General features: G+C 60.1%; 19 protein-coding genes and 1 tRNA gene. 8 read left to right on the forward strand and 12 right to left on the reverse strand.

Annotated elements, in window-relative coordinates:
* Nucleotides 1-489: LysR family transcriptional regulator (locus D0Z70_RS21340; RefSeq protein WP_147418812.1), on the reverse strand; the 489-nt coding region annotated here is incomplete at its 3' end.
* Between the two features lie 115 nt (nt 490-604).
* Here D0Z70_RS21340 and D0Z70_RS21345 point away from each other — a divergent pair.
* Entirely contained in the window at nt 605-1,303 is a 699-nt protein-coding gene (locus tag D0Z70_RS21345) for a pirin family protein (protein ID WP_119749986.1), read from the forward strand.
* A 438-nt stretch (nt 1,304-1,741) separates the two neighbouring features.
* Here the strand turns inward: D0Z70_RS21345 and D0Z70_RS21350 are convergent, their stop codons facing one another.
* The 6 genes from D0Z70_RS21350 to bcsS all read right to left on the reverse strand — a co-directional run bounded on the left by D0Z70_RS21350 (nt 1,742) and on the right by bcsS (nt 7,483).
* Nucleotides 1,742-2,002, reverse strand: coding sequence for a hypothetical protein (locus tag D0Z70_RS21350; protein ID WP_119749925.1), 261 nt, complete (start codon nt 2,000-2,002; stop codon nt 1,742-1,744).
* Nucleotides 2,003-2,791: 789 nt separating this feature from the next.
* Entirely contained in the window at nt 2,792-3,067 is a 276-nt protein-coding gene (locus tag D0Z70_RS21360) for an Hpt domain-containing protein (protein ID WP_119749931.1), read from the reverse strand.
* Entirely contained in the window at nt 3,064-3,426 is a 363-nt protein-coding gene (locus tag D0Z70_RS21365) for a response regulator (protein WP_119749933.1), read from the reverse strand. Before D0Z70_RS21365 ends, D0Z70_RS21360 begins: the two co-directional genes overlap by 4 nt.
* The gene (locus D0Z70_RS21370; protein WP_119749935.1) at nt 3,423-5,909 is read right to left on the reverse strand and encodes an ATP-binding protein; all 2,487 of its coding nucleotides are present in this window, start codon (nt 5,907-5,909) and stop codon (nt 3,423-3,425) included. Before D0Z70_RS21370 ends, D0Z70_RS21365 begins: the two co-directional genes overlap by 4 nt.
* Entirely contained in the window at nt 5,909-6,664 is a 756-nt protein-coding gene (locus tag D0Z70_RS21375) for a glycoside hydrolase family 16 protein (protein ID WP_119749937.1), read from the reverse strand. The genes D0Z70_RS21370 and D0Z70_RS21375 overlap by 1 nt, the downstream gene beginning before the upstream one ends.
* A 132-nt stretch (nt 6,665-6,796) precedes the next feature.
* Entirely contained in the window at nt 6,797-7,483 is a 687-nt protein-coding gene (gene bcsS, locus D0Z70_RS21380) for a cellulose biosynthesis protein BcsS (protein WP_182914065.1), read from the reverse strand.
* A 199-nt stretch (nt 7,484-7,682) separates the two neighbouring features.
* Between bcsS and D0Z70_RS21385 the strand changes: the two genes are divergently transcribed.
* From D0Z70_RS21385 to D0Z70_RS21395, 3 genes are read left to right on the forward strand one after another with little or no spacing between them, the layout of a single operon-like run.
* The gene (locus tag D0Z70_RS21385; RefSeq protein WP_239019068.1) at nt 7,683-8,909 is read left to right on the forward strand and encodes a PP2C family protein-serine/threonine phosphatase; all 1,227 of its coding nucleotides are present in this window, start codon (nt 7,683-7,685) and stop codon (nt 8,907-8,909) included.
* Nucleotides 8,906-9,241 carry an STAS domain-containing protein gene (locus D0Z70_RS21390; protein ID WP_147418813.1) on the forward strand — a complete coding sequence of 112 codons (336 nt, stop codon included), beginning with the start codon at nt 8,906-8,908 and terminating at the stop codon, nt 9,239-9,241. The genes D0Z70_RS21385 and D0Z70_RS21390 overlap by 4 nt, the downstream gene beginning before the upstream one ends.
* A complete protein-coding gene (locus D0Z70_RS21395) occupies nt 9,234-9,674 on the forward strand; it encodes an ATP-binding protein (protein WP_182914066.1) in 441 nt (146 codons plus the stop codon). Before D0Z70_RS21390 ends, D0Z70_RS21395 begins: the two co-directional genes overlap by 8 nt.
* On the opposite strand, the gene D0Z70_RS21400 is transcribed toward D0Z70_RS21395, so the two are convergent.
* The 4 genes from D0Z70_RS21400 to D0Z70_RS21415 all read right to left on the reverse strand — a co-directional run bounded on the left by D0Z70_RS21400 (nt 9,607) and on the right by D0Z70_RS21415 (nt 14,085).
* Nucleotides 9,607-10,095 (reverse strand): SPOR domain-containing protein, encoded by a 489-nt coding sequence (locus tag D0Z70_RS21400; protein WP_119749945.1) that lies wholly within the window; start codon nt 10,093-10,095, stop codon nt 9,607-9,609. The two genes, D0Z70_RS21395 and D0Z70_RS21400, sit on opposite strands and share 68 nt — an antisense overlap.
* A complete protein-coding gene (locus D0Z70_RS21405) occupies nt 10,092-11,816 on the reverse strand; it encodes a glycosyltransferase family 2 protein (protein WP_239019069.1) in 1,725 nt (574 codons plus the stop codon). Before D0Z70_RS21405 ends, D0Z70_RS21400 begins: the two co-directional genes overlap by 4 nt.
* Nucleotides 11,817-12,705: 889 nt before the next feature.
* On the reverse strand, nt 12,706-13,851 hold the full coding sequence (locus D0Z70_RS21410; RefSeq protein WP_119749949.1) for a tyrosine-type recombinase/integrase: 1,146 nt from the start codon (nt 13,849-13,851) through the stop codon (nt 12,706-12,708).
* 144 nt (nt 13,852-13,995) lie between these two features.
* A tRNA-Ser gene (locus D0Z70_RS21415) sits at nt 13,996-14,085 on the reverse strand.
* A 148-nt stretch (nt 14,086-14,233) separates the two neighbouring features.
* On the opposite strand from D0Z70_RS21415, the gene hspQ reads away from it, so the two are divergent.
* The 4 genes from hspQ (at nt 14,234) to D0Z70_RS21435 (ending at nt 17,640) form a co-directional block, all read left to right on the forward strand.
* The gene (gene hspQ / locus D0Z70_RS21420; protein WP_119749951.1) at nt 14,234-14,605 is read left to right on the forward strand and encodes a heat shock protein HspQ; all 372 of its coding nucleotides are present in this window, start codon (nt 14,234-14,236) and stop codon (nt 14,603-14,605) included.
* Nucleotides 14,562-15,311 carry a GDSL-type esterase/lipase family protein gene (locus D0Z70_RS21425; protein ID WP_119749953.1) on the forward strand — a complete coding sequence of 250 codons (750 nt, stop codon included), beginning with the start codon at nt 14,562-14,564 and terminating at the stop codon, nt 15,309-15,311. Before hspQ ends, D0Z70_RS21425 begins: the two co-directional genes overlap by 44 nt.
* A 94-nt stretch (nt 15,312-15,405) precedes the next feature.
* Nucleotides 15,406-17,367: an OPT family oligopeptide transporter gene (locus D0Z70_RS21430; RefSeq protein ID WP_420820399.1), complete on the forward strand. Its 1,962-nt coding sequence runs from the start codon at nt 15,406-15,408 to the stop codon at nt 17,365-17,367.
* A gap of 90 nt (nt 17,368-17,457) precedes the next feature.
* Nucleotides 17,458-17,640, forward strand: a complete 183-nt coding sequence (locus tag D0Z70_RS21435) for a DUF3606 domain-containing protein (protein WP_119749957.1) — start codon at nt 17,458-17,460, stop codon at nt 17,638-17,640.
* A gap of 63 nt (nt 17,641-17,703) precedes the next feature.
* Here D0Z70_RS21435 and D0Z70_RS21440 read toward each other — a convergent pair whose 3' ends face one another.
* On the reverse strand, nt 17,704-20,034 hold the full coding sequence (locus D0Z70_RS21440) for a TonB-dependent receptor plug domain-containing protein (protein ID WP_119749959.1): 2,331 nt from the start codon (nt 20,032-20,034) through the stop codon (nt 17,704-17,706).
* Nucleotides 20,035-20,048 lie beyond the last annotated feature (14 nt).

Consider the following 20,048-nt stretch of genomic DNA (forward strand, 5'->3'; position numbering starts at 1 on the left):
CACACCTTCGACACCGGCCGCCAAAGGCCCCGAAATGCCGACGACCGCCTGCCGGTCCAGCACCATCGCCGTGATCGCGCCGAGTGCCTCGACATGCAGGCGCAACTGCACCGTCGGGAATTCGGCGGCGAAAGCGCGTAGCACCTTGCCAAGCCGCTCGGACGGCAGCATCACATCGACGGCAAGATCGACCTCCGCCTCCAGCCCATCGAGCAAGCCTTTCACCTTCGCCCGCAGCCCGTCCATGCCGTGCGATATGCTGCGTGCTTCCGCCAGCAACGCCCGGCCAGCGACCGTCAACACCGGCTTGCGCGTGCCCTCCCGCTCGAACAGCATCAGGCCAAGCTGCGCCTCCAGATTGGCGATGCCATAGCTGATGACCGACACGGCGCGGTTAAGCCGCCGCCCGGCAGCGGCAAAACTACCCGTATCCACGATCGTCAGAAATATGCGCAGTTGGTCGAAGGTTGGCGTGCCTGGCCTGTTCACTTTTCGATTTCCTCGAACGTTTCGTCCGCTTTTATCCCTCTGAGCATAGATGTTCGCAAGCGGTAAAAACCTCCCCAACAGGGCGGCCATCGCCACCCACATTGGAGATACCGATATGATCGAACTTCGCCCCTTTGACAGCCTTGGCGGTGCCAATCATGGCTGGCTCGACGCCAAGCATCATTTCTCGTTCGCGGGGTATCACGACCCTGCCCGGATGCACTGGGGCAATCTGCGCGTGTGGAACGACGACACGATTGCGCCCCAGACCGGCTTCCCGCCGCACCCCCATCGTGACATGGAAATCATCACCTATGTCCGCGAAGGCGCGATCACCCATGAGGATAGCTTGGGCAATAAGGGCCGGACCGAAGCCGGAGACGTACAGGTCATGAGCGCGGGCACCGGCGTGCGCCACAGCGAATATAATCTGGAGGACGTGACCACGAAAATCTTCCAGATCTGGATTGTCCCTACCCGTGACGGCGAAGCGCCCAGCTGGGGTGCCAAGCCCTTCCCCAGGGGCGAGCGGTCGGGCCAGTTCGTGACGCTGGCGTCAGGCTATGAGAATGATAACGACGCCCTGCCGATCCGCACCGATGCCCGCATCGTCGCGGCGACATTGAAGGCCGGTGAAAGCGCCGAATATCCGCTGGGCCGGGACCGCAAGGCATACCTAGTGCCCGCCACCGGCGCGATCACCATCGACGACGTTCGTGTCAATGCGCGCGATGGCGCTGCGATCAGCGACCTCGACGTGATCCGCGTGACAGCGATCGAAGACAGCGAAATTGTACTCGTCGACGCCGCTTGATAAAATGAGGGCGTCAGCGCGCCTAACTTGCGCGCTGACGCCAGATGCCGGTATTCCGACCCTTTGTCGCCATTCAGACACCAATTTTGCATCCCTAGGTCCGGACTGTCCGCTAACCGGAAGGTCGCGACCACCTGCCGACATTCCGGCACGGCCGAGCGTACATCGGCTTACGTCAAAACCGGTCACTCGCAAGTTTGACGGCTGCCGATCGGCTACGCGCCATTTGTCGCCGTTCCAAAGCTGAATTCTATCTCCCAGAAGCGGTCATTTGACCATGTTCGAGCGGCCAATCCGACAATGAAGAAGCGGACGATCGGCCGTCCAGCCATCCTGGTTATAACCAAAGGCGATTTAAATCAGGCAACGGTTTCCATTTCGGAAAAGTTGGGATCGCCAATATGAAAGAGTTAAGTGGCCAGCAGATGGCGCCTTGCCTTAGTACGCCGTCACCGGATTGACGAATAACAGCGCACATCTACGGTCGGTGCGAACGCTAATTACAGCGCGGGCCGTCAATCGCCCGGCAATCATCGTCACCGGCTCATGCAATGCCGGGACGCCTTTCCCTGAGAACACCACGCCGTGTTCAGTGACCCTGTGAACCGTGATCGGGCTGACGACAGGGCCATATTGGACCTCAGCGTTCAGCGTATGGGGGTTGGTTTGAAACTCAGATAGGATGGACGCCGCGTCCACATTCGCCTCCGCTGGATAAGCTACCACAAAGCGCTAAGGCTGCTAAACTTATGGTGCATCGTTATGGTTAATTGCACGGCAGGATCTTTCCGCGCGGCCATTTATCGAGGTTATGCAATTCCAATTTGCGTCACTTTTCGCCGTGCAGCCACTGAACTTCAATTCTCAGGTGCAGAAGGTCCACTGCAGCAACAGGTGTTGACCAGCAGCGGCCGCATTAGGCGATCAGGCCGCGGCGAAGAACAAGTTCCTGTTTGACGGCGATCCTTCCGTTATACCGCACGTAAGCTCAGCAGGCACAGCATGGAAACCGAACAGTTTCGGCAGCGCCAGGAGGCTCAACGCATAGCCGATTATGGCGCTGCCGCCATAACCCAAGATCGGCGTTGGATAGTTGGCTTGGCTATGGTAGCCGTCATGATGATGGCGAACGAGGCCGCGCCCGAAGCGGCGCAGGTGGCGCGGTTGTCGGCATCACAGCTCCAACCGAAGATAGCTGGACTAGGAGCAACGCCACGCCCCCTCCAACACCGCCAGACCTACACCACGTCAACGTCGAAGGGCAAGTTGAGGATTTGGTGGATATAAGGTACTGCCGACAGCGTATCGGCACGAGCCAACGTTACCGCGAAACCGGTGAGGCTCGCGCCCGGTGTCAGGGCGATATGCTTGTCACGACATATAATGGCGAGAGCGGCAAGGCATAGTGCAAGCATTCCGGCCATGGCCCGCCGCGCGGAAAGTCGCAGCCCAAATGGTGGCGATAATCCGTAACTGACTGATCATGCATCATGAATTGGTCTCAGTGATCGTCCTGAGTTCACTTAGTAAGGCTTGGCGCGCGTTGGTAATCTGATCGCCACGTCGCAGGACGTCCTCCAACTGAGCAGCAGCCATGCCCAATTCATTCAGGCCTACCGTCCCTGCCATCCCTACAATGCGATGGGCTATGTGCTGAAGATCCTGCGCTGTGGTATCGTCTGCCTCGACCATGGCCAAATCGGCTCGGCATCGCGTAATGAATCGTTGCCGCAATTGCGCCAGGCGATGATCCATATCCGTCATAGAAATTGCCGTGCTTCGGCTGCCAGCGTCATTGGATCGAATGGCTTTGCCAGTACGCCCTCGGCACCCAGCGCCAGCAAAGTGGCAATGTCACGATCGGAACTGCGCGCGGTAATGAAGACGATTGGAATGTTACGCGTTTCAGCTTGCGCCCGTAATGCATGCAGCGTTGCCGGACCATCCATGCCGGGCATCATGAAGTCGAGCATGATGAGCGCTGGCCGCCAGGTTGCCGCCAGCGCTACGGCATCTTCTCCCGATGCACAGAGCCGCACGTCAAGGTCGGGGTCCAGGCTCAACGCGATGTCGGCAATTTCGCGAATGTCGGCGTCATCATCGACATAGAGAATGGATATCATCGTTCGGATTCTTCATCGCCTTGCTGCCACAGATGATGGACCGTCTTCACCAGTCGTTCAATAGGGGTGCGCGATTTGGTCAAATACGCTTCTACTGATGCCGCGACATCCGGATCGGCATCTTGGGCGGAAAAGATGATGACCGGGATCGGGATATTGCCCGATACCCTCAGGTCAGGCAGGAGGTCCAGGCCGCACCCGTCTGCCAGACCAAGGTCCAATATGGCCATATCGAATGCACGATCTGACAAGGCGGTCCGCGCCGTCTGCACGCTGCTGACCGATGTCAGGTGGACCTGTCCTTCCAGCGCTGCAGCGACCAGCCGCAGCACATCGGGATCATCATCGACATGCAGAACGTGAGGCTGGCCGTCACGTTGGGGCCGGTGGACCATCACCTGACGGACCGCAGTGACGAGCAGATCGAGCGGTAAGGGCTTTTGCAGCCAATCGACGATCCGCAACGCTTCCGCTTCGATCCCGCCGTGGCGGCTATCCGCCGAAATCATCAGTATGGGTATCGTTGCCATGCCGGGTTGTCGGCGCAGGTCGCGAACCAGCCCGATGCCGCCGCCGCTCGGCAGGTTGGAATCTACCAGGACCATCCGGTAGCGCCGGGCCTGTGCCCGTTCCATGGCCGCGGTCGTCGTATGAACGATTTCACAGGCCAGTCCGACAGCCTCCAACGCTTGTGCCATTTGTGCGGCCAGTGTCTGGTCACGTTCGCAGATGAGCAATCGATCTACGGGCCCTTCGGCTTCGTCCGGTCGTGCTGCGGGCAGGTCGACGTGAAATTGCGACCCTTTGCCCCGCTCGGAATCGAAACTGATTTCGCCGCCCAATTTGGTGACGATTTCGCGCACGATACTAAGTCCCAGTCCGGTACCGCCCTTTTGCCGGGAGTCGGAAGAATCGGCTTGTGCGAACCGATTGAAAATGCGCGAGCGAAAGGCCTCGTCGATGCCCGGTCCCCGATCACAGATGCTGATCCGGTGTCGGTTTGCGTCCGACCGTGTTACGATATCGACCGTCTCGCCCGGTGGCGAAAATTTCGCGGCATTGGAAATGAGATTGGCGAGCACCTGCATCAGCCTGTCGGAATCGGCCCATACATAGACGTTCGGCTGCACTGGTTCGAGGTTGAGCGAAACCTGGAATCGGTCGGCATAACTCTGATTCTGATCGACGGCCTGCCGCAGAATCGCGCCCAGTTCGACATAGTGATTGTTGAAGGTCATTCGCCCCGCATCAATTTTCTCGATATCCAAAATGTCGTTAATGAGGCGCACGAGCCGTTCGGCGTTGTCATGGGCAATAGTGATCAGCCGCTGTGCGCGATCAGGCAGCACGCCACCCACGCCGCCAATCAGTAATCCGAGTGATCCGGCGATCGATGTCAGTGGTGTGCGCAATTCATGGCTAACGCTGGCGACAAATTCCGACTTGAGCCGTTCCACCCGCTTACGCTCGCTGATATCGCGCGCGACCACGACATAATGGATGCCATCGGCCAACCAGACCGCCGTGACCGCGACGTCGCAAGGAAACACTGTGTTGTCGGTGCGACGGCCTGGTATTTCTTGAATATGGCCCGGTTCACCTTCCACCAGCCGCATACTGCGCAAATAGGCAGCGACCTGGCCTCGCGGTGGGGGATCCGCGAACAACATACCCACGTCACGCCGCAGTAGTTCTTCGGATGTGTAGCCATATATGCGGGTCGCTGCCTTGTTGGCCGCTTCGATACTGCCACTGGGGTTGAGAATCAGGATAGCATCCATGGCGCTGTCGAGAATGGCCTGACGCCGCCGTGAAATATCGTCCAGCCGCCCCAACGCCACGGCGCGGGCGCGAAAAGCCCGAAAGATGATCAGCCCGCTGATGCACAGCAGCGCGGCCAACAGACCCAGGAGCAGGAAACTGCGCAGCCGTAATGTCGCCTGCGCCTGCTCCGATTTTTGAGAGAGCATGACCAGGCGTTGTTCCTCAGCCTGGCGCTGGTGTCCTATCTCTGCACGGATGCTGTCCATCAGGCGCTTGCCTTCGCCGCCAACCACCATCGCTTGCGCCCCAGCGGCATCACCGCGCTGTCGCACCATGATGGTCCGGGCAGCAAAGGCCAGTTTTTGCCTGGACAGTTCGCGCAGCCGCCTCATGTCGCTTCCGGCGATGGCCGGCATCGGCAATTGCTCGACCTTCGACAACGTCGCGCTCATCTGGCGACGCGCATTCAGATAGGGGTCAAGGAAGCTGGGGTCGCCAGACAAAAGATAGCCCCTTTGACCGGTTTCGACATCCTGATGTTCCGATAAAATGGTCTGCAACATGGCACGGCGCTGATGGGACAGGTCCACAATGCGCCGCAATTCCTTGGCTTCGTTTGCCTGCACGATCAACATCACAGCGACAGCTACAATGATGATTGGCACGCTGATCGCTGCGACAATCGCGCTCAGGCGTCGCCATGGCAGGGCATGTATCATTATCTCGTCCCTTGATAGATACGGACATAGTCGATTTCCATCCGGGCGGGCAGAGCCATATCGTCAATGCCCTGCGCGCCGCCCCATAGTCCGCCGATCGCCAGATTTAGGATCAGGAACATCGGTCGATCAAATCGCGTCCCCAGTTCGGCCGGACGAACGATGAGTGCCGATCGATCATCCACTCCGATCCGAATGAGGTCAGGGGTCCAGTGCAGTTGGTAGCGGTGGAATTGCGTACAGGCGTCCGCCATCGCCGTGGTGGCGGTGGGGTGATCGCCACGCTGGAAATTGCGGTTCGCGGTCTGGATGGAATGATGCACCACTCCAGCATCGGTACCGACATGCTCGGCGATGTCGATTTCGCCGCCATGCCAGCGGCCATTTTCCAGTATGGGCAACAGCCAAATGGCTGGCCATGTTCCCCGTCCGCACGGCATCCGTGCCCGAATCTCGAAAAAGCCGTACGTCCAGCTTTGCTTTCCGCGCGTGATAAGGCGGCCGGAACTATAGGATTGGCCACCCCAGTCGGGAAAGGCGGCACGATCCAGCGTCTCGGCATGGGCTTCGATGACCAACATGCCGTTCATTATCCGAACGTTGCGAGGCCGTCGGCGGGCATAATATTGCGCTTCCCCATTGTACCAGCCCTTACGATTGCGGTGCGTATCATAGGCCCAGCGGCGCGTATCCGGTTCGATACCGCTATCGAACTCATCGGCCCATGTCAGCCGATAGTGGGATGGCGCGGTCAAAGGTACCGATAACGGAACCGATAGCCGCTCACCGGTGGACCGGGGTAGCTCGGGCAGGCAACCAGTCAGGAGGAATAGTCCGATCCAGCGCAAGGCGCTCCCATGTCCGTGCAGCGCCACGCGGCCAGCGGCCTAAAAGATGCGGCTGACGCCCAGCGACACATAGGGTCTGGCCTTTCGTCCGGCCTGCTCGCTCGCGCCAGCGGAAATCTGCCCCTCCCATCCTTTACCCAGCGGCGTGGCGGCATGGCCACCCAGACTGGCGCGTGTGTAGGTGGGATCGCCCTGCAGGATGCCCTCCAAGCCGATACGCGTTCCGCTGCTGGCGCTGACCAGCCGGGTCAGTCTTAGCTGCCCGATATAGGATTCGTTGCGGACGCCCCACGATCCAAACCAGCCCAGTCGCCATTGATTGCCCAGCGCGCCGTCCGTCTGCAATCCGGCATCGAACCGGGTGCCTCGCAACTTGTTACCCAAATCGTTGGGGTCCAGGTCGGTATCTGTAATGCGCGGTCCGGCCGATATATTGGCCCATCCCCAATCACCTGACATCTGATAGACTAGCGCGATCTCTGCGCCGACGTAGGTGGCCTCGATGCGCTCGCTGGAACGATAGCGATAGGTGCCGCCGTTGATCCCGGCCCGGATTGCCAATCCGTTGCCCAGAGAGTTGCCTGGCAGGGCCAACAATCCTCCGGCATAACCGCCCGCGCCGTCGCCCGCGCCGCCGCCAGCGTAGATCACACCACGGTCTTGCGCGTGGACGGGGGCGAGGCAGGATAATGATAGCGCCAGGCCGCATACAAAGGATCGCGTCATTAGATCAGGGCTCCACATGCGCGCAGGACATTTACTCTTCTCGTTGAACATAACGGCAAGGCGCAGCCGCGCGACAGATTATTTTTACTTAAGAGTCGATTAGGCGTGTTTCTCGCAAGATCAAGCGATTCAAGGCTTTTTCCAAACAGTTTGGCAGCTAAGGTAAGGTAGGTCCACCGTTGCAGACAGGGAGGCGGCAATGATGACATCCTCCGGTTCCCGGCATACCGAACGGCCGCTCGACGTGCTGCTGGTCGACGATGACGATCTGTTTCTGGACTATCTGACGTGGGAACTGGAGACACTCAACTGCACCGTGCAATGCGCACTGGATGCCGAAAAGGCGCTGGCCCTGTTGCAGGACCGCGCATTTGATGTGGTCGTGACAGATTGGCAGATGCCGGGGATGGATGGCGTGGCGCTGGTCGAGCGTATCCGCGCGCTACATAGCCGGGACCGCTTTCTTCATGTGGTGATGACCACAGCCAGGGGTGACGGCCATACGATCCGTCACGCGCTCGATGCGGGGGTGGACGACTTTCTTTTCAAACCGCTGGACGGGCTTCAACTGGAACTGGCCATGGCGTCTGCCCGGCGTAACGTCGCGCTGCATTACCGCCTGCAACGACGCAATCACCATCTGGCGGCTGCCCATGCCCGTACGCGCGAAGCCTATCGCCGGGTCCAGGCGGATCTTGACGCTGCGGCTGATCTGCACCGGCGGCTTCTGCCCGACCGGGACGGCCGTGGCCCTTTGCAGGTCGCCTGGGCATATCGCCCGGCGCAGCATATCAGCGGGGACACGATCGGCCTGATCCCCTTACGCAACGGAGCGCATCTTTTCTTCCTGGCCGATGTGCAGGGCCATGGCGTCCCTGCAGCGCTGGCGTCGTTTCACATCCATCACCGGCTTTCGCAACTTGCGCCCGACACGCCTGCGGCCCTCTCGCAAGCGATTGGCGACCTCAATCGGGAGATTGAGGGGCAGAAGTCGGAAAGCTACGCCACGTTGATATGCGGGCTGATCTTTCCGCATAGTGGGGATGGCTGGGTCATCTGCGCGGGCCATCCTCCCCCGTTCATCATGCATATGGGAAAGGTTGCATCAGTCGCGGTCGAGGGCGCATTTCCGCTCGGTTGGTTCCCCGAAGCCGACTTCAAACCCCTGCCATTCCAGCTTCTTCCCGGCGCCCGGCTCATTTTATATTCCGACGGTGTGACGGAATGTAGCGACAAGGACGGGGTGATGCTGGAACAGTCAGGCCTGCAAGCTTTGGTGGAGGCCGCCAAATCGCATCCGATCGAGCGCATGGTGCAGCAGATCGACACAGCGCTGCGGGCGAGACATGGTCCAGCGGGGCTGGAGGACGACATTTCGCTCCTTGCACTGGAGATATCGACAGGCCAACCAAAGGAGACGGCGTGACCACTATTACATTCGACGGAAACATGGCAGTCATCAAGGTAAAGGCCGGGCGCCTGGATGCCACCGCGGGACCGGCTTTCAAGGCGGATCTTCAGTCGCATCTCAACGGGCGGGCCAACCGCGCCCTTCTGGACCTGCACGATGTGACCTTTATGGATAGCACGGGACTGGGTGTGCTGGTCTCGCTGCTCAAGATGCTGGGGAAGGATGGCGCACTCGCAGTGGCGGGTGCGCAGCCGTCGGTGCGCCGCCTGTTCGAATTGACCCGGCTGGATACGGTATTTCGTCTAACCGACAGCGTAGACGCTGCCAGGGAGGCACTCAGTGAATGACCATCCTCCCCTCAAAATTCCGGCGCGGCTGGAGGCGGTGGCGCAGCTTGCAGACTATCTGAGGGCTAGTTGTGCCGATGCCGCGGTAGCACCCCAGGCGGCGATTGACCTGGAATTGGCGCTGGTCGAAGCCGCGAACAATATCATCCTGCATGGCTATGCCGGACGGAGCGATGGTACTATCGGCCTTTTGGTACGGCAGGGGGAGGGGGTCGTGGAACTTGAGTTGACGGACTTTGGTTTGCCGATGGACGACGGGCAGATCATGATGTGTCGCCCCTTCTCGCTGGACGATGAAAGTGGGCGCGGTATCCAGATCATCCAGTCCTGCATCGACCTGATCGACTATCGTCGCGACGCAGGTGTCAACTGTCTGGCGATGACGAAGTTTTTCGATCCCCCCGCACCAACTGACATTCTCTCCGCTGGCTGACCAGTCGCTGGCAAAGCGGCATTGCGTCGTGCTTGGTCAACGGTCCAAGTTGCAGCCTATAGAATTTGCGGAAAGCCTCGATTCGCACGCTTAGGCCCGCAGGGTCACCCAATTCACGCAGGGCCTGGCGTCCTTCGCGGGCCGCGCGGGCTTTGCTCTGATATGCCCCGATCTGAACATAGATATGCCTCACGTCGGAAGCGAGCGGCATGGGATGCGTTGCCGCCTTGCTCACCGGACGCGGCGTTTCGTTCGGTCTAACGCTTGATTCAGCGGAGGATGCGCCGGGATGTAGCTTGCTGTTTGTCTCCTGTTTCAGCGTCTCATCTTCGATATTGACGACCAGCAGGCCACCGGCCGCCAGCACGAGCGCAAAGAGCAGATGGCTTCGCCCCTTACGCAGGCCGTCCCGCCAACTCATGCCTCATGCTCCGGTTTCCATAGCGCTGCGCGCACCATAATTGACATGGCGAGGATGTTATTCACCCCCCACAGGCCATTGGCGATCAGGCCACCCAACGTGTAGTCGCCTATGCTGAGCCACAAGGCCAGTGCTGCCCAGGCAAAGCTGATAACCGTCAAGACCATGATCGCAAACTGCGGCCAGACCAGATGCAGAAAATTGCCGTCCTGCCGTTCCTTAGGCGTGACCGGAAACTTGATTCGCTGGTTGCGCAGAACAGCCCATAAGGCGCGCAGGGAAATGGGAAAGGACGCCAAATAGCTCACCTTCCCCTTATAGCCCGACATGCCCCATGTTCCGGCCAGGAACGCCAGTTCGTTCGCGATTAGGAAAGGCAGCGCATGTCCGAAGAAATCACCGGTATAGGCGCTTACGGGTGCGATCCCCAGGAACAGATAGATCATTGGCGCGAGCAAAAAAATGCAATTCCACACCGCGCCCAGATAGGACCAGAAAGTAGTGAGGTACATCAGCCGTTGCCCGAGCGACATGCCTGGCGCGGTGACGGGGTTGTCATGGAAGAAGATGTCGAGGCTACCGCCGGCATATTTGAAACGCTGGATGGTCCAGGTCAGCAAATCCTGCGGCGATAGCATTTTCGATTCGACATGCGGGTGAAGTACGGATTTCCACCGGCGATGACGGTCCTGATGCAGTATGATGGAAGTATAGATGTCTTCGGACACATGGAATTTATAAGGTGTGAGTTCTTCCGCCTGTGCCGCTTGCCAGCGCGCCAACGCCTGGGCTTCGGCGCTGTCGCTGCGCCGGGTCAGGCGCGCCAGACGCGATCGTGTCTCGCCGCTCGTCTTGGCAATCGCATCGCCATAGGCTTTGAGCGCCACGAACATCACCGCCTCGCGCCGATGGAGCGATGCGGCACCACAACAAAAAGCAGCGTTGAAGACGTTACGTCGCCGCTGGATAATATCATAAAATAAAGCGGGATCATTGGCAAAGGGGTCTTCGCCCACCCGGATTTCGCCGAACGTCCATTCGATCGCACTACCTAGCCATCGCCCCGCACGCCCGATCCGTCGAGCCATCCAGTCGGTCAACGTCTGACCTTCGGGCAGGTCGTAAAACCATTGCGGCGTTTGGACGAACGCTACATCAGGGTCCCGGAAATAGCCCAGAGTGCGTTCCAACAATGTCGGGAAGGGCCGCGTATCCGCGTCGCAAATCAGTATGAAGTCGCCGCTCGTCTGTTCCATGGCGTTGCGCAGGTTGCCGGCCTTGAAGCCGACATTATTGTCGCGCGTGATATAGCCCACCCTTTCTTCCTGCGCGACGGCCTGCATGGTGGCACGGCGGCCGTCGTCCAGCACATGGACGCGCAGGTCGATCGGATGGGGATATCGCATAGCCTTGGCATCACGGATGCTCAGGCGGACGAGTTCCTCTTCCTCATTATAGGTCGCGATGAAGACATCAACGACTACGGCATGCTCCCGATCATCGGAACCCGTGACGCATTGGCTGATCCATTCGGGCGGCGGCAGAATAGGATAATCTTTTATTTTCCATAGATTAAGCGTGAACAGGATCAGCCCGAAATAGGCGCAGCTCTCTGCCAGCAGCAGCGGGATGGCGAACCACAACGCATCCCAGTTGAGCGATTGCGTCCAGCGCCAGTAGATATACCAAGCACCCAGTGCGAGGCTGGTAACTGCCAGCATCTGCCAGATCTTCTCTCGCACAGGAGAGTGGGGCAGCGGGGGGGGAGGACGGCGATCCTCGAATTGGCTAAAATAAAAGGTCAAATGCGCGCCCTTCTACGCATATTCGATCCGATATTTCCCAGCCTGCTTCTGATCATCGACATCTCGGCATTTTAGGTTTTTGCGTCGAGTAAACAAGGCTCGAACAGGGTTGACGACACTGTCATGAGACGCTTGCCTGTCATCGAATGCTGGGTATCGTAAGCTTTCGTGCGAGATTGCCAACCTATCGCTCCGCGCTAATTGAAGCTGGTGCAGGGGATAGAGGCATTGCCGGGTTTCCAATGAAACGCCGGTTGCTAGTTGTACCTCTGCGCGTACGCTCGCTACGGACACGGCGGCAACGTCGGCATCAAAAGCCGCGATCCATCGGATTACCGCTTCCCACCCATCCCCGCTATTTGGTGGGATGAAGGGTGTGGCAAGAACGGCGATGACCTCGTTATTCGCATTGGACGCGAACAGACGTGGCCGCTTAATGTCCATTTTCCTTCACTCCAAATTCTCCGATGGTCCCCGCATTGAGTTCCTCACCAATCCATACGTGAGCACACTTCTGGAAGCATTTATGGCAGCAATATATCCATATAGCCTGACATGATCGTCTGCTTTGAGGGAATGTCTGTTGGGCAGCGAGCGTGCATGAATGGTCGATGGGCGACAGGCAGCTATTTGCGCCCACGATCGTGTCGCCTGCCCTAAAGAGGACTGGCGGCTATCCCCTCTTACCCGCCGGTAAGGCGACATTCCGAAATCGGCCCGTTATGGGCGTATAGGATTGTAAAACTGACTATTCGCGCCGCCTCTGGAATGAATGCGCGCTCGCGGGTGAGGCTTGGGTTCTGGGCTATCGCTTCAAGCAATATGCCCCCCACTCATCCATCAGCTTTCGTCTTTTTTCAAGGAGGTTGCCGCGCCGGTATGCAGCTTCTGTTTTGTCCTTGACCCGGTGCGCCAAGGCAGCCTCCGCTATTTCACCGGGGTGTTCGGTTTCCTCGCTGACCCAGTCCCGAAAAGCCGAGCGAAACCCGTGGGCCGTCACGTCCTCCTTCATCTCTCGGAGCAATTTTGTGAGCGTCATGTCGCTCATCGGCGCGTCACCTCTGGCTCCAGGGAAGACAAGCGAGCGCGATCCGATCCGCAGTTCCCGGCATCGCTCAAGAATTGCAAGCGCCGGTGCAGACAGGGGAATGACATGTTCGCGCGACGCTTTCATGCGTGTTGCCGGTATGGTCCAGAGCTTCTCGCCCAGGTCGAATTCTTCCCATACCGCCCCTCGAACTTCGCCGGATCTCACGGCGGTCAGGATGGCAAAGCGCAGTGCAAGACGACTGAAGGATTCTCGCTCCGTCAGTTTGACCATGAACGCGGATACCTTCGTATAAGGCATAGCCGCGAAGTGCCCATCCTGCTTGGGCTGTCGTGGAAGCCCCTTCGTGATCGCGCGCATCGGCGCTTCTGTCTCACGATAGCCCGAGGCGTAAGCCCAATCGAGAACGGTGCCGATACGCTGCCGGACCCGTCGCGCTGTCTCTGGCTTGGTGAGCCAGATGTCGGATAATAGGTTCCGGATCATCGGGCCGGTGATCTCATGAACCTGAAAATCGCCGATCTGAGGAAACACGTAGGTTTCGAGCGTCTGAAGCCACTGTTTCTCATGCTTCTCGTTCCGCCATGTCTTGCTGTTGGCGGCAATCACCCTGGCGGACGCCTGCCGGAATGTGGGAATTCCCCGCACTTTGCGCCGTTCAAATATCGGGTCCAGCCCAAGCTCGACCCAAGTGCGGATTTCCCTCGCCCGTTCCCGGGCTGTCGCCAGCGAAACCTTGGATACACTGCCCAGACCAAAGTCGCGCCAGGTGCCATTCTTCTGCACCCGACACACCCAGCTTTTGCCGCCGCTGGGCTGAATCACAAGAAACAGGCCGTCGCCATCGCCGAGCCGTCCGGGGCGCGTTGCTGCTTTCACAGCGGTAGCGGAGAGCTTTCCCATGCCACCAATTCTCCCACATTCTTTCCCACATTTCCAATCGGTCACCGGTGGACGGGCAGGGATGCAAGTGGATGCGAATCACGCTGTAAGCCGCAGAAATGCTGGGCTTTCGTGATTCGTAACGGATGTGGAAGGACAGGCTATTGGCGGAGAGGCAGGGATTCGAACCCTGGGTACCGTCACCGGCACGCCGCATTTCGAGTGCGGTGCATTCGACCACTCTGCCACCTCTCCGCAGAAGGCCGGGACATGCGGCTTTTCACACAGGAAAAGTCCGTCCCAACCGGGTCGAGCGCGGCCATTAGCGAATGATTCCCGCCTTGCCAAGCAGCCTTGTTGGTATTTTTCTTGTATGACCGGCGAACACTCCTAAATTGGACATATGAGAGACACGATTCAGATTTTCGGCACCGGTGTAACTGCCCCGCCGATTGTCCATGCCCGCTTCAGCATTGGCGATGTCGTCAAGCACCGCCTGTTCGGCTTTCGCGGCGTCGTGTTCGACATTGATCCGGTGTTCGCCAATAGCGAGGAATGGTATGAGGCCATCCCCGAACATGCGCGGCCGGACAAGCAGCAGCCTTTCTACCATCTGCTCGCCGAAAATGGCGAATCCAGCTATGTCGCCTATGTCAGCCAGCAGAATCTGGTCAGCGACGACAGCGACGAGCCGGTCGATCATCCCGCCATTACCGGCATGTTCGGTGCCTATGCGGACGGCAAATATCGCCTGCGCCCGCTCCATCGCCACTAGGGCGATCGCAGCCTTGCTGCTGGCGCTCGCGCTGCCCGGGGCGGGCGGCGCGCAGGCGCAGGACCGGCCGCCCAATGCCGACCCGGCCTTCCCCTTCGCGCGGGAGATTGAGGCCTTTGCCAAAGCCAATGCCACCAGCCCGCCAGTGGACGGCGCGACCTTGTTCCTGGGCAGTTCCAGCATCCGCCTGTGGGACATAGCGGCCAGCTTTACCGACATTCCCACCGTCAATCGCGGCTTTGGCGGGGCCAGCACGCCCGATGTGCTGCGCAATTATCGCCGCCTGCTGCCGCCGATCCAGCCGCGCACGATCGTCGTCTATGTCGGCGAAAATGATCTGGCCGCAGGCGCGAGTCCCGACAAGGTGGCCGACGACATATTGACCCTGCTCAAGCGGCTGCGCACCGATTATGCACGCGCGCCGATCGCTTTCCTGTCTTTGAAACCCAGCCCGATCCGCTGGACGCTGTGGCCCAAAATGGCAGCGGTCAATCAGGCGATTGCCAAGCGCGCCGGGGCGGATCGCTTCACCTATCTTGATGTCGGGAGCGTTTTGCTGGCGCGTGACGGCCTGCCCGACGCCTCGCTGTTTCGCCCCGATGGGCTGCACATGAACCCGCAGGGTTATCGGCGCTGGACCCAGTTGATCGACAATTGGCTCGATCGCGTAGCCCCTGCGGCCAGCGCCACCAGAAAGGCCAGTTGAGCCACCCGATCGCACTTTCCGATTGATCCAAAACCAAGCAACATTATTACAAGTCGAAACGACAAGCGCCAAGCCAAGGGGATTCAGGGTGACAATGGAGAAGGCACAGGCCAGCGCGATGGCCGAACTGACGCTGCGCGGGGTCATCCTCGGCGCGCTCATCACCCTGATCTTCACTGCCGCCAACGTCTATCTGGGCCTCAAGATCGGGCTGACCTTCGCCACCTCGATTCCTGCCGCCGTCATCTCCATGGCGGTGCTGCGCCTGTTCGCCACCGGCACGATATTGGAAAACAACATCGTCCAGACCATCGCATCGGCCGCCGGCACCTTGTCCGCAATCATTTTCGTGCTGCCGGGCCTCGTCATCATCGGCTGGTGGCAGGGTTTTCCCTACTGGCTGTCCGCCTGCACCATCGCCTTGGGCGGCATATTGGGCGTCATGTATTCGGTGCCGCTGCGCCGCGCGCTCGTCACCGGATCAGACCTGCCCTACCCCGAAGGCGTCGCTGCCGCCGAAGTGCTCAAGGTCGGCGCCGGATCGCGCCTGGGCGAAGAAGAGAATAAGCGCGGTCTGTCCGCCATCCTGCTGAGCGCGCTCGCCGCCGCCGCCTTCTCCATCATCGCCAAGACCAAGTTGCTGGCCGAGGAAGCCGCTACCTTCTTCAAATTCGGCGCTGGCGCGACGTCGATGTCGACCAGCTTCTCCATGGCGCTGATCGGCGTGGGCCATCTGGTCGGCCTGTCGGTCGGCGTTGCCATGTTCGTGGGCCTGCTGATCAGTTGGGTCGGCATCGTCCCCTATCTGACCACGCCCGTCCCCGCTGGCGCGGACCTGGCAGAGCTGGTCGGCACCACCTTCCGCATGAAGGCACGCTTCATCGGCGCAGGCACGATCGGTGTCGCCGCAATCTGGACCCTGCTCAAGATTCTCGGCCCCATTGTCAGCGGCATCCGTTCCGCGCTGGTCGCCAACGCCACGCGCAAGGCGGGTAATGCCGGGCTGCTGGAACTGACCGAACGCGACCTGCCGATTGGCATTGTCGGCGGCACCATCATCGCATCGATGCTGCCCATCGGTGTGCTGCTCTGGATTTTCGCGCAGGGCGGCCCGATCGCGGCCAATCCCATTCCGGTGATCGCGCTGACGCTCGCTTATGTGCTGGTCGCGGGCATCGTCATCGCGTCGGTCTGCGGCTATATGGCGGGCCTGATCGGCGCGTCGAACAGCCCGATTTCGGGCGTCGGCATCCTCGCCGTGCTGGGCGCGTCGCTGATGCTGGCGGCGATCTACGGATCGGGCGGCGACCCGGACCGCAGTCAGGCTCTCGTGGCCTACGCCCTGTTCACCACCGCCATCGTGTTCGGCATAGCCACCATCTCCAACGACAATCTCCAGGACCTCAAGACCGGCCAGCTGGTCGGTGCGACCCCGTGGAAGCAGCAGATCGCGCTGATCCTGGGCGTGCTGTTTGGCGCGCTGGTGATCCCGCCGGTGCTGGACCTTTTGAACAGCGCCTTCGGTTTCGCGGGCGCTCCGGGTGCCGGGCCGAACGCACTGCCCGCCCCGCAGGCCGCGCTTATCTCTGCGCTGGCCAAGGGCGTGCTGGGCGGCGATCTCGACTGGGGGCTGATCGGCATTGGCGCTGGGATCGGCGCGGTTGTGGTGCTGGTCGACGAACTGCTGGGCAAGGCAGGCAAGCTGCGCCTGCCGCCGCTCGCGGTGGGCATGGGCATCTACCTGCCGATGGCGCTGACCCTGCTGATCCCGGTCGGCGCGGTGATCGGCCATCTCTACAACCGCTGGGCGTTGCGCCAGTCGCACCCCGAATTTGCCGAGCGGATGGGCGTGCTGATGGCCACGGGCTTCATCGTGGGCGAAAGCCTGTTCGGCGTCGCCTTCGCCGGGATCGTCGCGGCGACGGACAGTGACGCACCGCTGGCGCTGGTCGGGGAAAGCCATTGGGCGGTGCCGCTCTCCATCCTGGTCTTTGTGCTGGTGATCGGCGGCCTCTACGCCAAGCTACGCCGCTGGGCGTCCGCTCCCCTGTCCTGAAGGCCAAAACCTGTCCTAAAGGGAAGCGGACATGGATCGCCATTTGTGCATTGCTGATGCTGTAAGAAGACTCAGCAGACGGGCGCAACGATGATCAACGACCAAAGCCAGGCAGGGCCGCCGGACGCCAGCCACGTCTGCCTGGATGATGCCGAGGCGGTCGATTACTGGACCCGCCGGTTCGACGTGTCGCGCGAGGAGCTGGAGGAAGCGGTCGATACGGTGGGCGACAGCGTCGATGCCGTCGCCGCCTATCTCAACACCGCCGCCTGACGCAAAAAAGGGGGCTGCGTCCGCCGCAGCCCCCTTTCCTGTTTTGCAGAAGCAGACCGATGATCAGAAGGCGTAACGCGCCATGATCTGGAATACGGGTCCGGCCTTTTCGCTTTCCAGCTCATATTCGTCGAAATCGCGGTCGATCTGGTCGGCCAGATTGTCGAACTTGTTGAACGTCTCGCGCTTGGCGCCGTTCAGCAGGTTGGACCCGACCGCGCGGATCGTGAAGGTCTTGCCGATCCGTTTTTCCACGAAAATTTCCAGGTCCGCACCATAGGTGGTGGTCACTTCCTCCGCGATCACCCGACCAAAGGCACTGCCCTGCTTGCGATAGGTCGCGCCGAATGCCGCGCCTGCCTGCGGGAAATCCTGGATGAAGCCGAAATTATAGACATATTTCGACTGGTCGTTGAACCGACGCTCGCCCAGCCCATCGGTAATCTTGCTGTCTAGCAGGGAGAGATTGCCGAAAATGCCGGTGTTGGGCAGGCCGACAAAGCCCAGATCGGTCGACAGGTCGAACTCCACGCCCCACACCTTGCCATTGCCGACATTCATCGGCTGATAGACGAATGTGCCTTCGCCTTCCGACCCTTCTTCGCCGGTATTGGTCAGCTCGATCAGATCCTTGACGTCGCGATAGAAGAAGTTGACGCCGAAAATGCCGCCCGACCCCATGCGATGTTCATAGCCGATATCGAAGCCCCAGGCTGTTTCCGGGCCGAGTTGTGGATTGCCCAGCAGATCGCTGTCGCCCACTTCCTCTTCCAGCACGGCTGGCGTCAGATAGTTGAATTCCGGGCGGCGCAGCGTGCGGGCAACCGACCCGATGATGCGGTCATGGTCGGTCAGCGAATATTTGAACGACGCGGACGGCAGGAAGGCGTCATAGTCGCTTTCCTGATCGGCGATCGCGGCCGCGACCGTAAAGTCGCTGATGCGAACCTTGGTATGTTCATAGCGCAAGCCCGCTTCCCATTTCAGGCTGCCGCTATCCCCTTCGATCAGGGCGAAGCCGTCGCGGCGCTTTTCCTTGATGCGGTTGTCGCCGCCATCAATCGCCTCGACATCGTCAAAGGGGGTGGCAAGATCGGTGGGGTTCTGGGTGAACTGGTCCCATGCAAAGCTACCCGTGCCTTCCTGTTCGGCCTCAAAGATGCCGGTACGGCGATTCTTGTCCTGATAGAAGCCACCGAACACGAACTTCATCGTGTCGTTCAAGGGGATTTCATGCTCCAGCTTGACGGAAAATTCCCGATCCTTGATCGCAGTGCTGGTCAGCGCACCCTCAAATTCCGGGTCGTCGCCCTCATCGACATCGAAACCAATCTCATATTCGGTTTCGCGGCGATCCTCGATAAATTTGGCATAGCCCACGCGCAGCGATGTCTTGCCCGCCGCCCACTGCTGCGTCAGCTTGCCGTCGATCGAAAAATTCTCCTGATCGATCTTGGCGACATTGGCATTGTCGGTCAGCAAATTGCCGGTCGGCACCGGGCCGGTGATGGCGGTGGCGTCGTCATATTCGAAGCTGCGCTCGGTCTCGGTCCGGTCGGTGCGGACATAAAAGCCGTTCAGCTTGAAATTGGTGTCGCCAGCGTCAATCTCATATGTGCCGTTGAAGCTGTAATCCTTGCCATCGCGGGTATCGCTCTGATCCTCGCGATTGTCGAAATCGTCGGTGGCGTAATCGGCGTTGTTTTCCGGCGAATCGCCATAGCGCAGGCTCTTCTTCTGCTTGGGGTTATGCCGCCCCTGCAAATTCGCGCCCAGCAGCAGGCGACCCGGACCGACCTGACCGCCCCAGACCAGGCCCAAGCTCGGCTCGATTTCCTTGTCGTCATAATAAAGCCCGCCCGCGCGGACATAGCCGCCATTCAGCTCATAGCCGTCGCGCAGGTTGATGTTGAGCGTGCCCGCAACCGCATCACCCGTGCGGCGCGCGGAGGACGAGCGGACGATCTCGACGCTGGAGATCAGCTCTGCGGGAATACGATCGAGAAAGAAGCTGCGGTCGGCGGACGATCCGGGGACGCGCTCGCCATTGATCAAAATCTGGGTATAGCCCGGCGGCAGGCCGCGCAGGCGCGGCGCGTCGCTTTCGATCACGTCGGACAGGAAGGTGACCGAAGGGACGCGCTTCAGCGCATCACCTGCGGTCAGCGGCTCGAAGCGCTGGAAATAGCCGGTGCCATATTTCAGCACGGGTTCGGGCGTGTCGGTGCGGTCGCGATAACCGATCCCGGCGATAACGACGATGTCGGCGGCCTGGGTGATCGGCCCGTCGGTCCGCGCAACTTCATCAGCGGCAGCAGGTGCCTGCGCACCGGCAGGAGCCGACATCAGTGCAAGCGAAGCACAACCCAGCATCAGCCACTTATTCGCGACCATATAGTCCCCCTGTC

The sequence above is a fragment of the Sphingobium terrigena genome, assembly GCF_003591655.1.
Lineage (GTDB): Bacteria > Pseudomonadota > Alphaproteobacteria > Sphingomonadales > Sphingomonadaceae > Sphingobium > Sphingobium terrigena.

Bases quoted from the DNA above. Each gene is read 5' to 3' on its own strand.
- D0Z70_RS21345 (WP_119749986.1), top strand. From the start codon at position 605: ATGATCGAACTTCGCCCCTTTGACAGCCTTGGCGGTGCCAATCATGGC.
- D0Z70_RS21360 (WP_119749931.1), bottom strand. From the start codon at position 3,067: ATGACGGATATGGATCATCGCCTGGCGCAATTGCGGCAACGATTCATT.
- D0Z70_RS21365 (WP_119749933.1), bottom strand. From the start codon at position 3,426: ATGATATCCATTCTCTATGTCGATGATGACGCCGACATTCGCGAAATT.
- D0Z70_RS21370 (WP_119749935.1), bottom strand. From the start codon at position 5,909: ATGATACATGCCCTGCCATGGCGACGCCTGAGCGCGATTGTCGCAGCG.
- bcsS (WP_182914065.1), bottom strand. From the start codon at position 7,483: ATGACGCGATCCTTTGTATGCGGCCTGGCGCTATCATTATCCTGCCTC.
- D0Z70_RS21385 (WP_239019068.1), top strand. From the start codon at position 7,683: ATGATGACATCCTCCGGTTCCCGGCATACCGAACGGCCGCTCGACGTG.
- D0Z70_RS21400 (WP_119749945.1), bottom strand. From the start codon at position 10,095: ATGAGTTGGCGGGACGGCCTGCGTAAGGGGCGAAGCCATCTGCTCTTT.
- D0Z70_RS21405 (WP_239019069.1), bottom strand. From the start codon at position 11,816: ATGCTGGCAGTTACCAGCCTCGCACTGGGTGCTTGGTATATCTACTGG.
- D0Z70_RS21410 (WP_119749949.1), bottom strand. From the start codon at position 13,851: ATGGGAAAGCTCTCCGCTACCGCTGTGAAAGCAGCAACGCGCCCCGGA.
- hspQ (WP_119749951.1), top strand. From the start codon at position 14,234: ATGAGAGACACGATTCAGATTTTCGGCACCGGTGTAACTGCCCCGCCG.
- D0Z70_RS21425 (WP_119749953.1), top strand. From the start codon at position 14,562: ATGCGGACGGCAAATATCGCCTGCGCCCGCTCCATCGCCACTAGGGCG.
- D0Z70_RS21430 (WP_420820399.1), top strand. From the start codon at position 15,406: ATGGAGAAGGCACAGGCCAGCGCGATGGCCGAACTGACGCTGCGCGGG.
- D0Z70_RS21435 (WP_119749957.1), top strand. From the start codon at position 17,458: ATGATCAACGACCAAAGCCAGGCAGGGCCGCCGGACGCCAGCCACGTC.
- D0Z70_RS21440 (WP_119749959.1), bottom strand. From the start codon at position 20,034: ATGGTCGCGAATAAGTGGCTGATGCTGGGTTGTGCTTCGCTTGCACTG.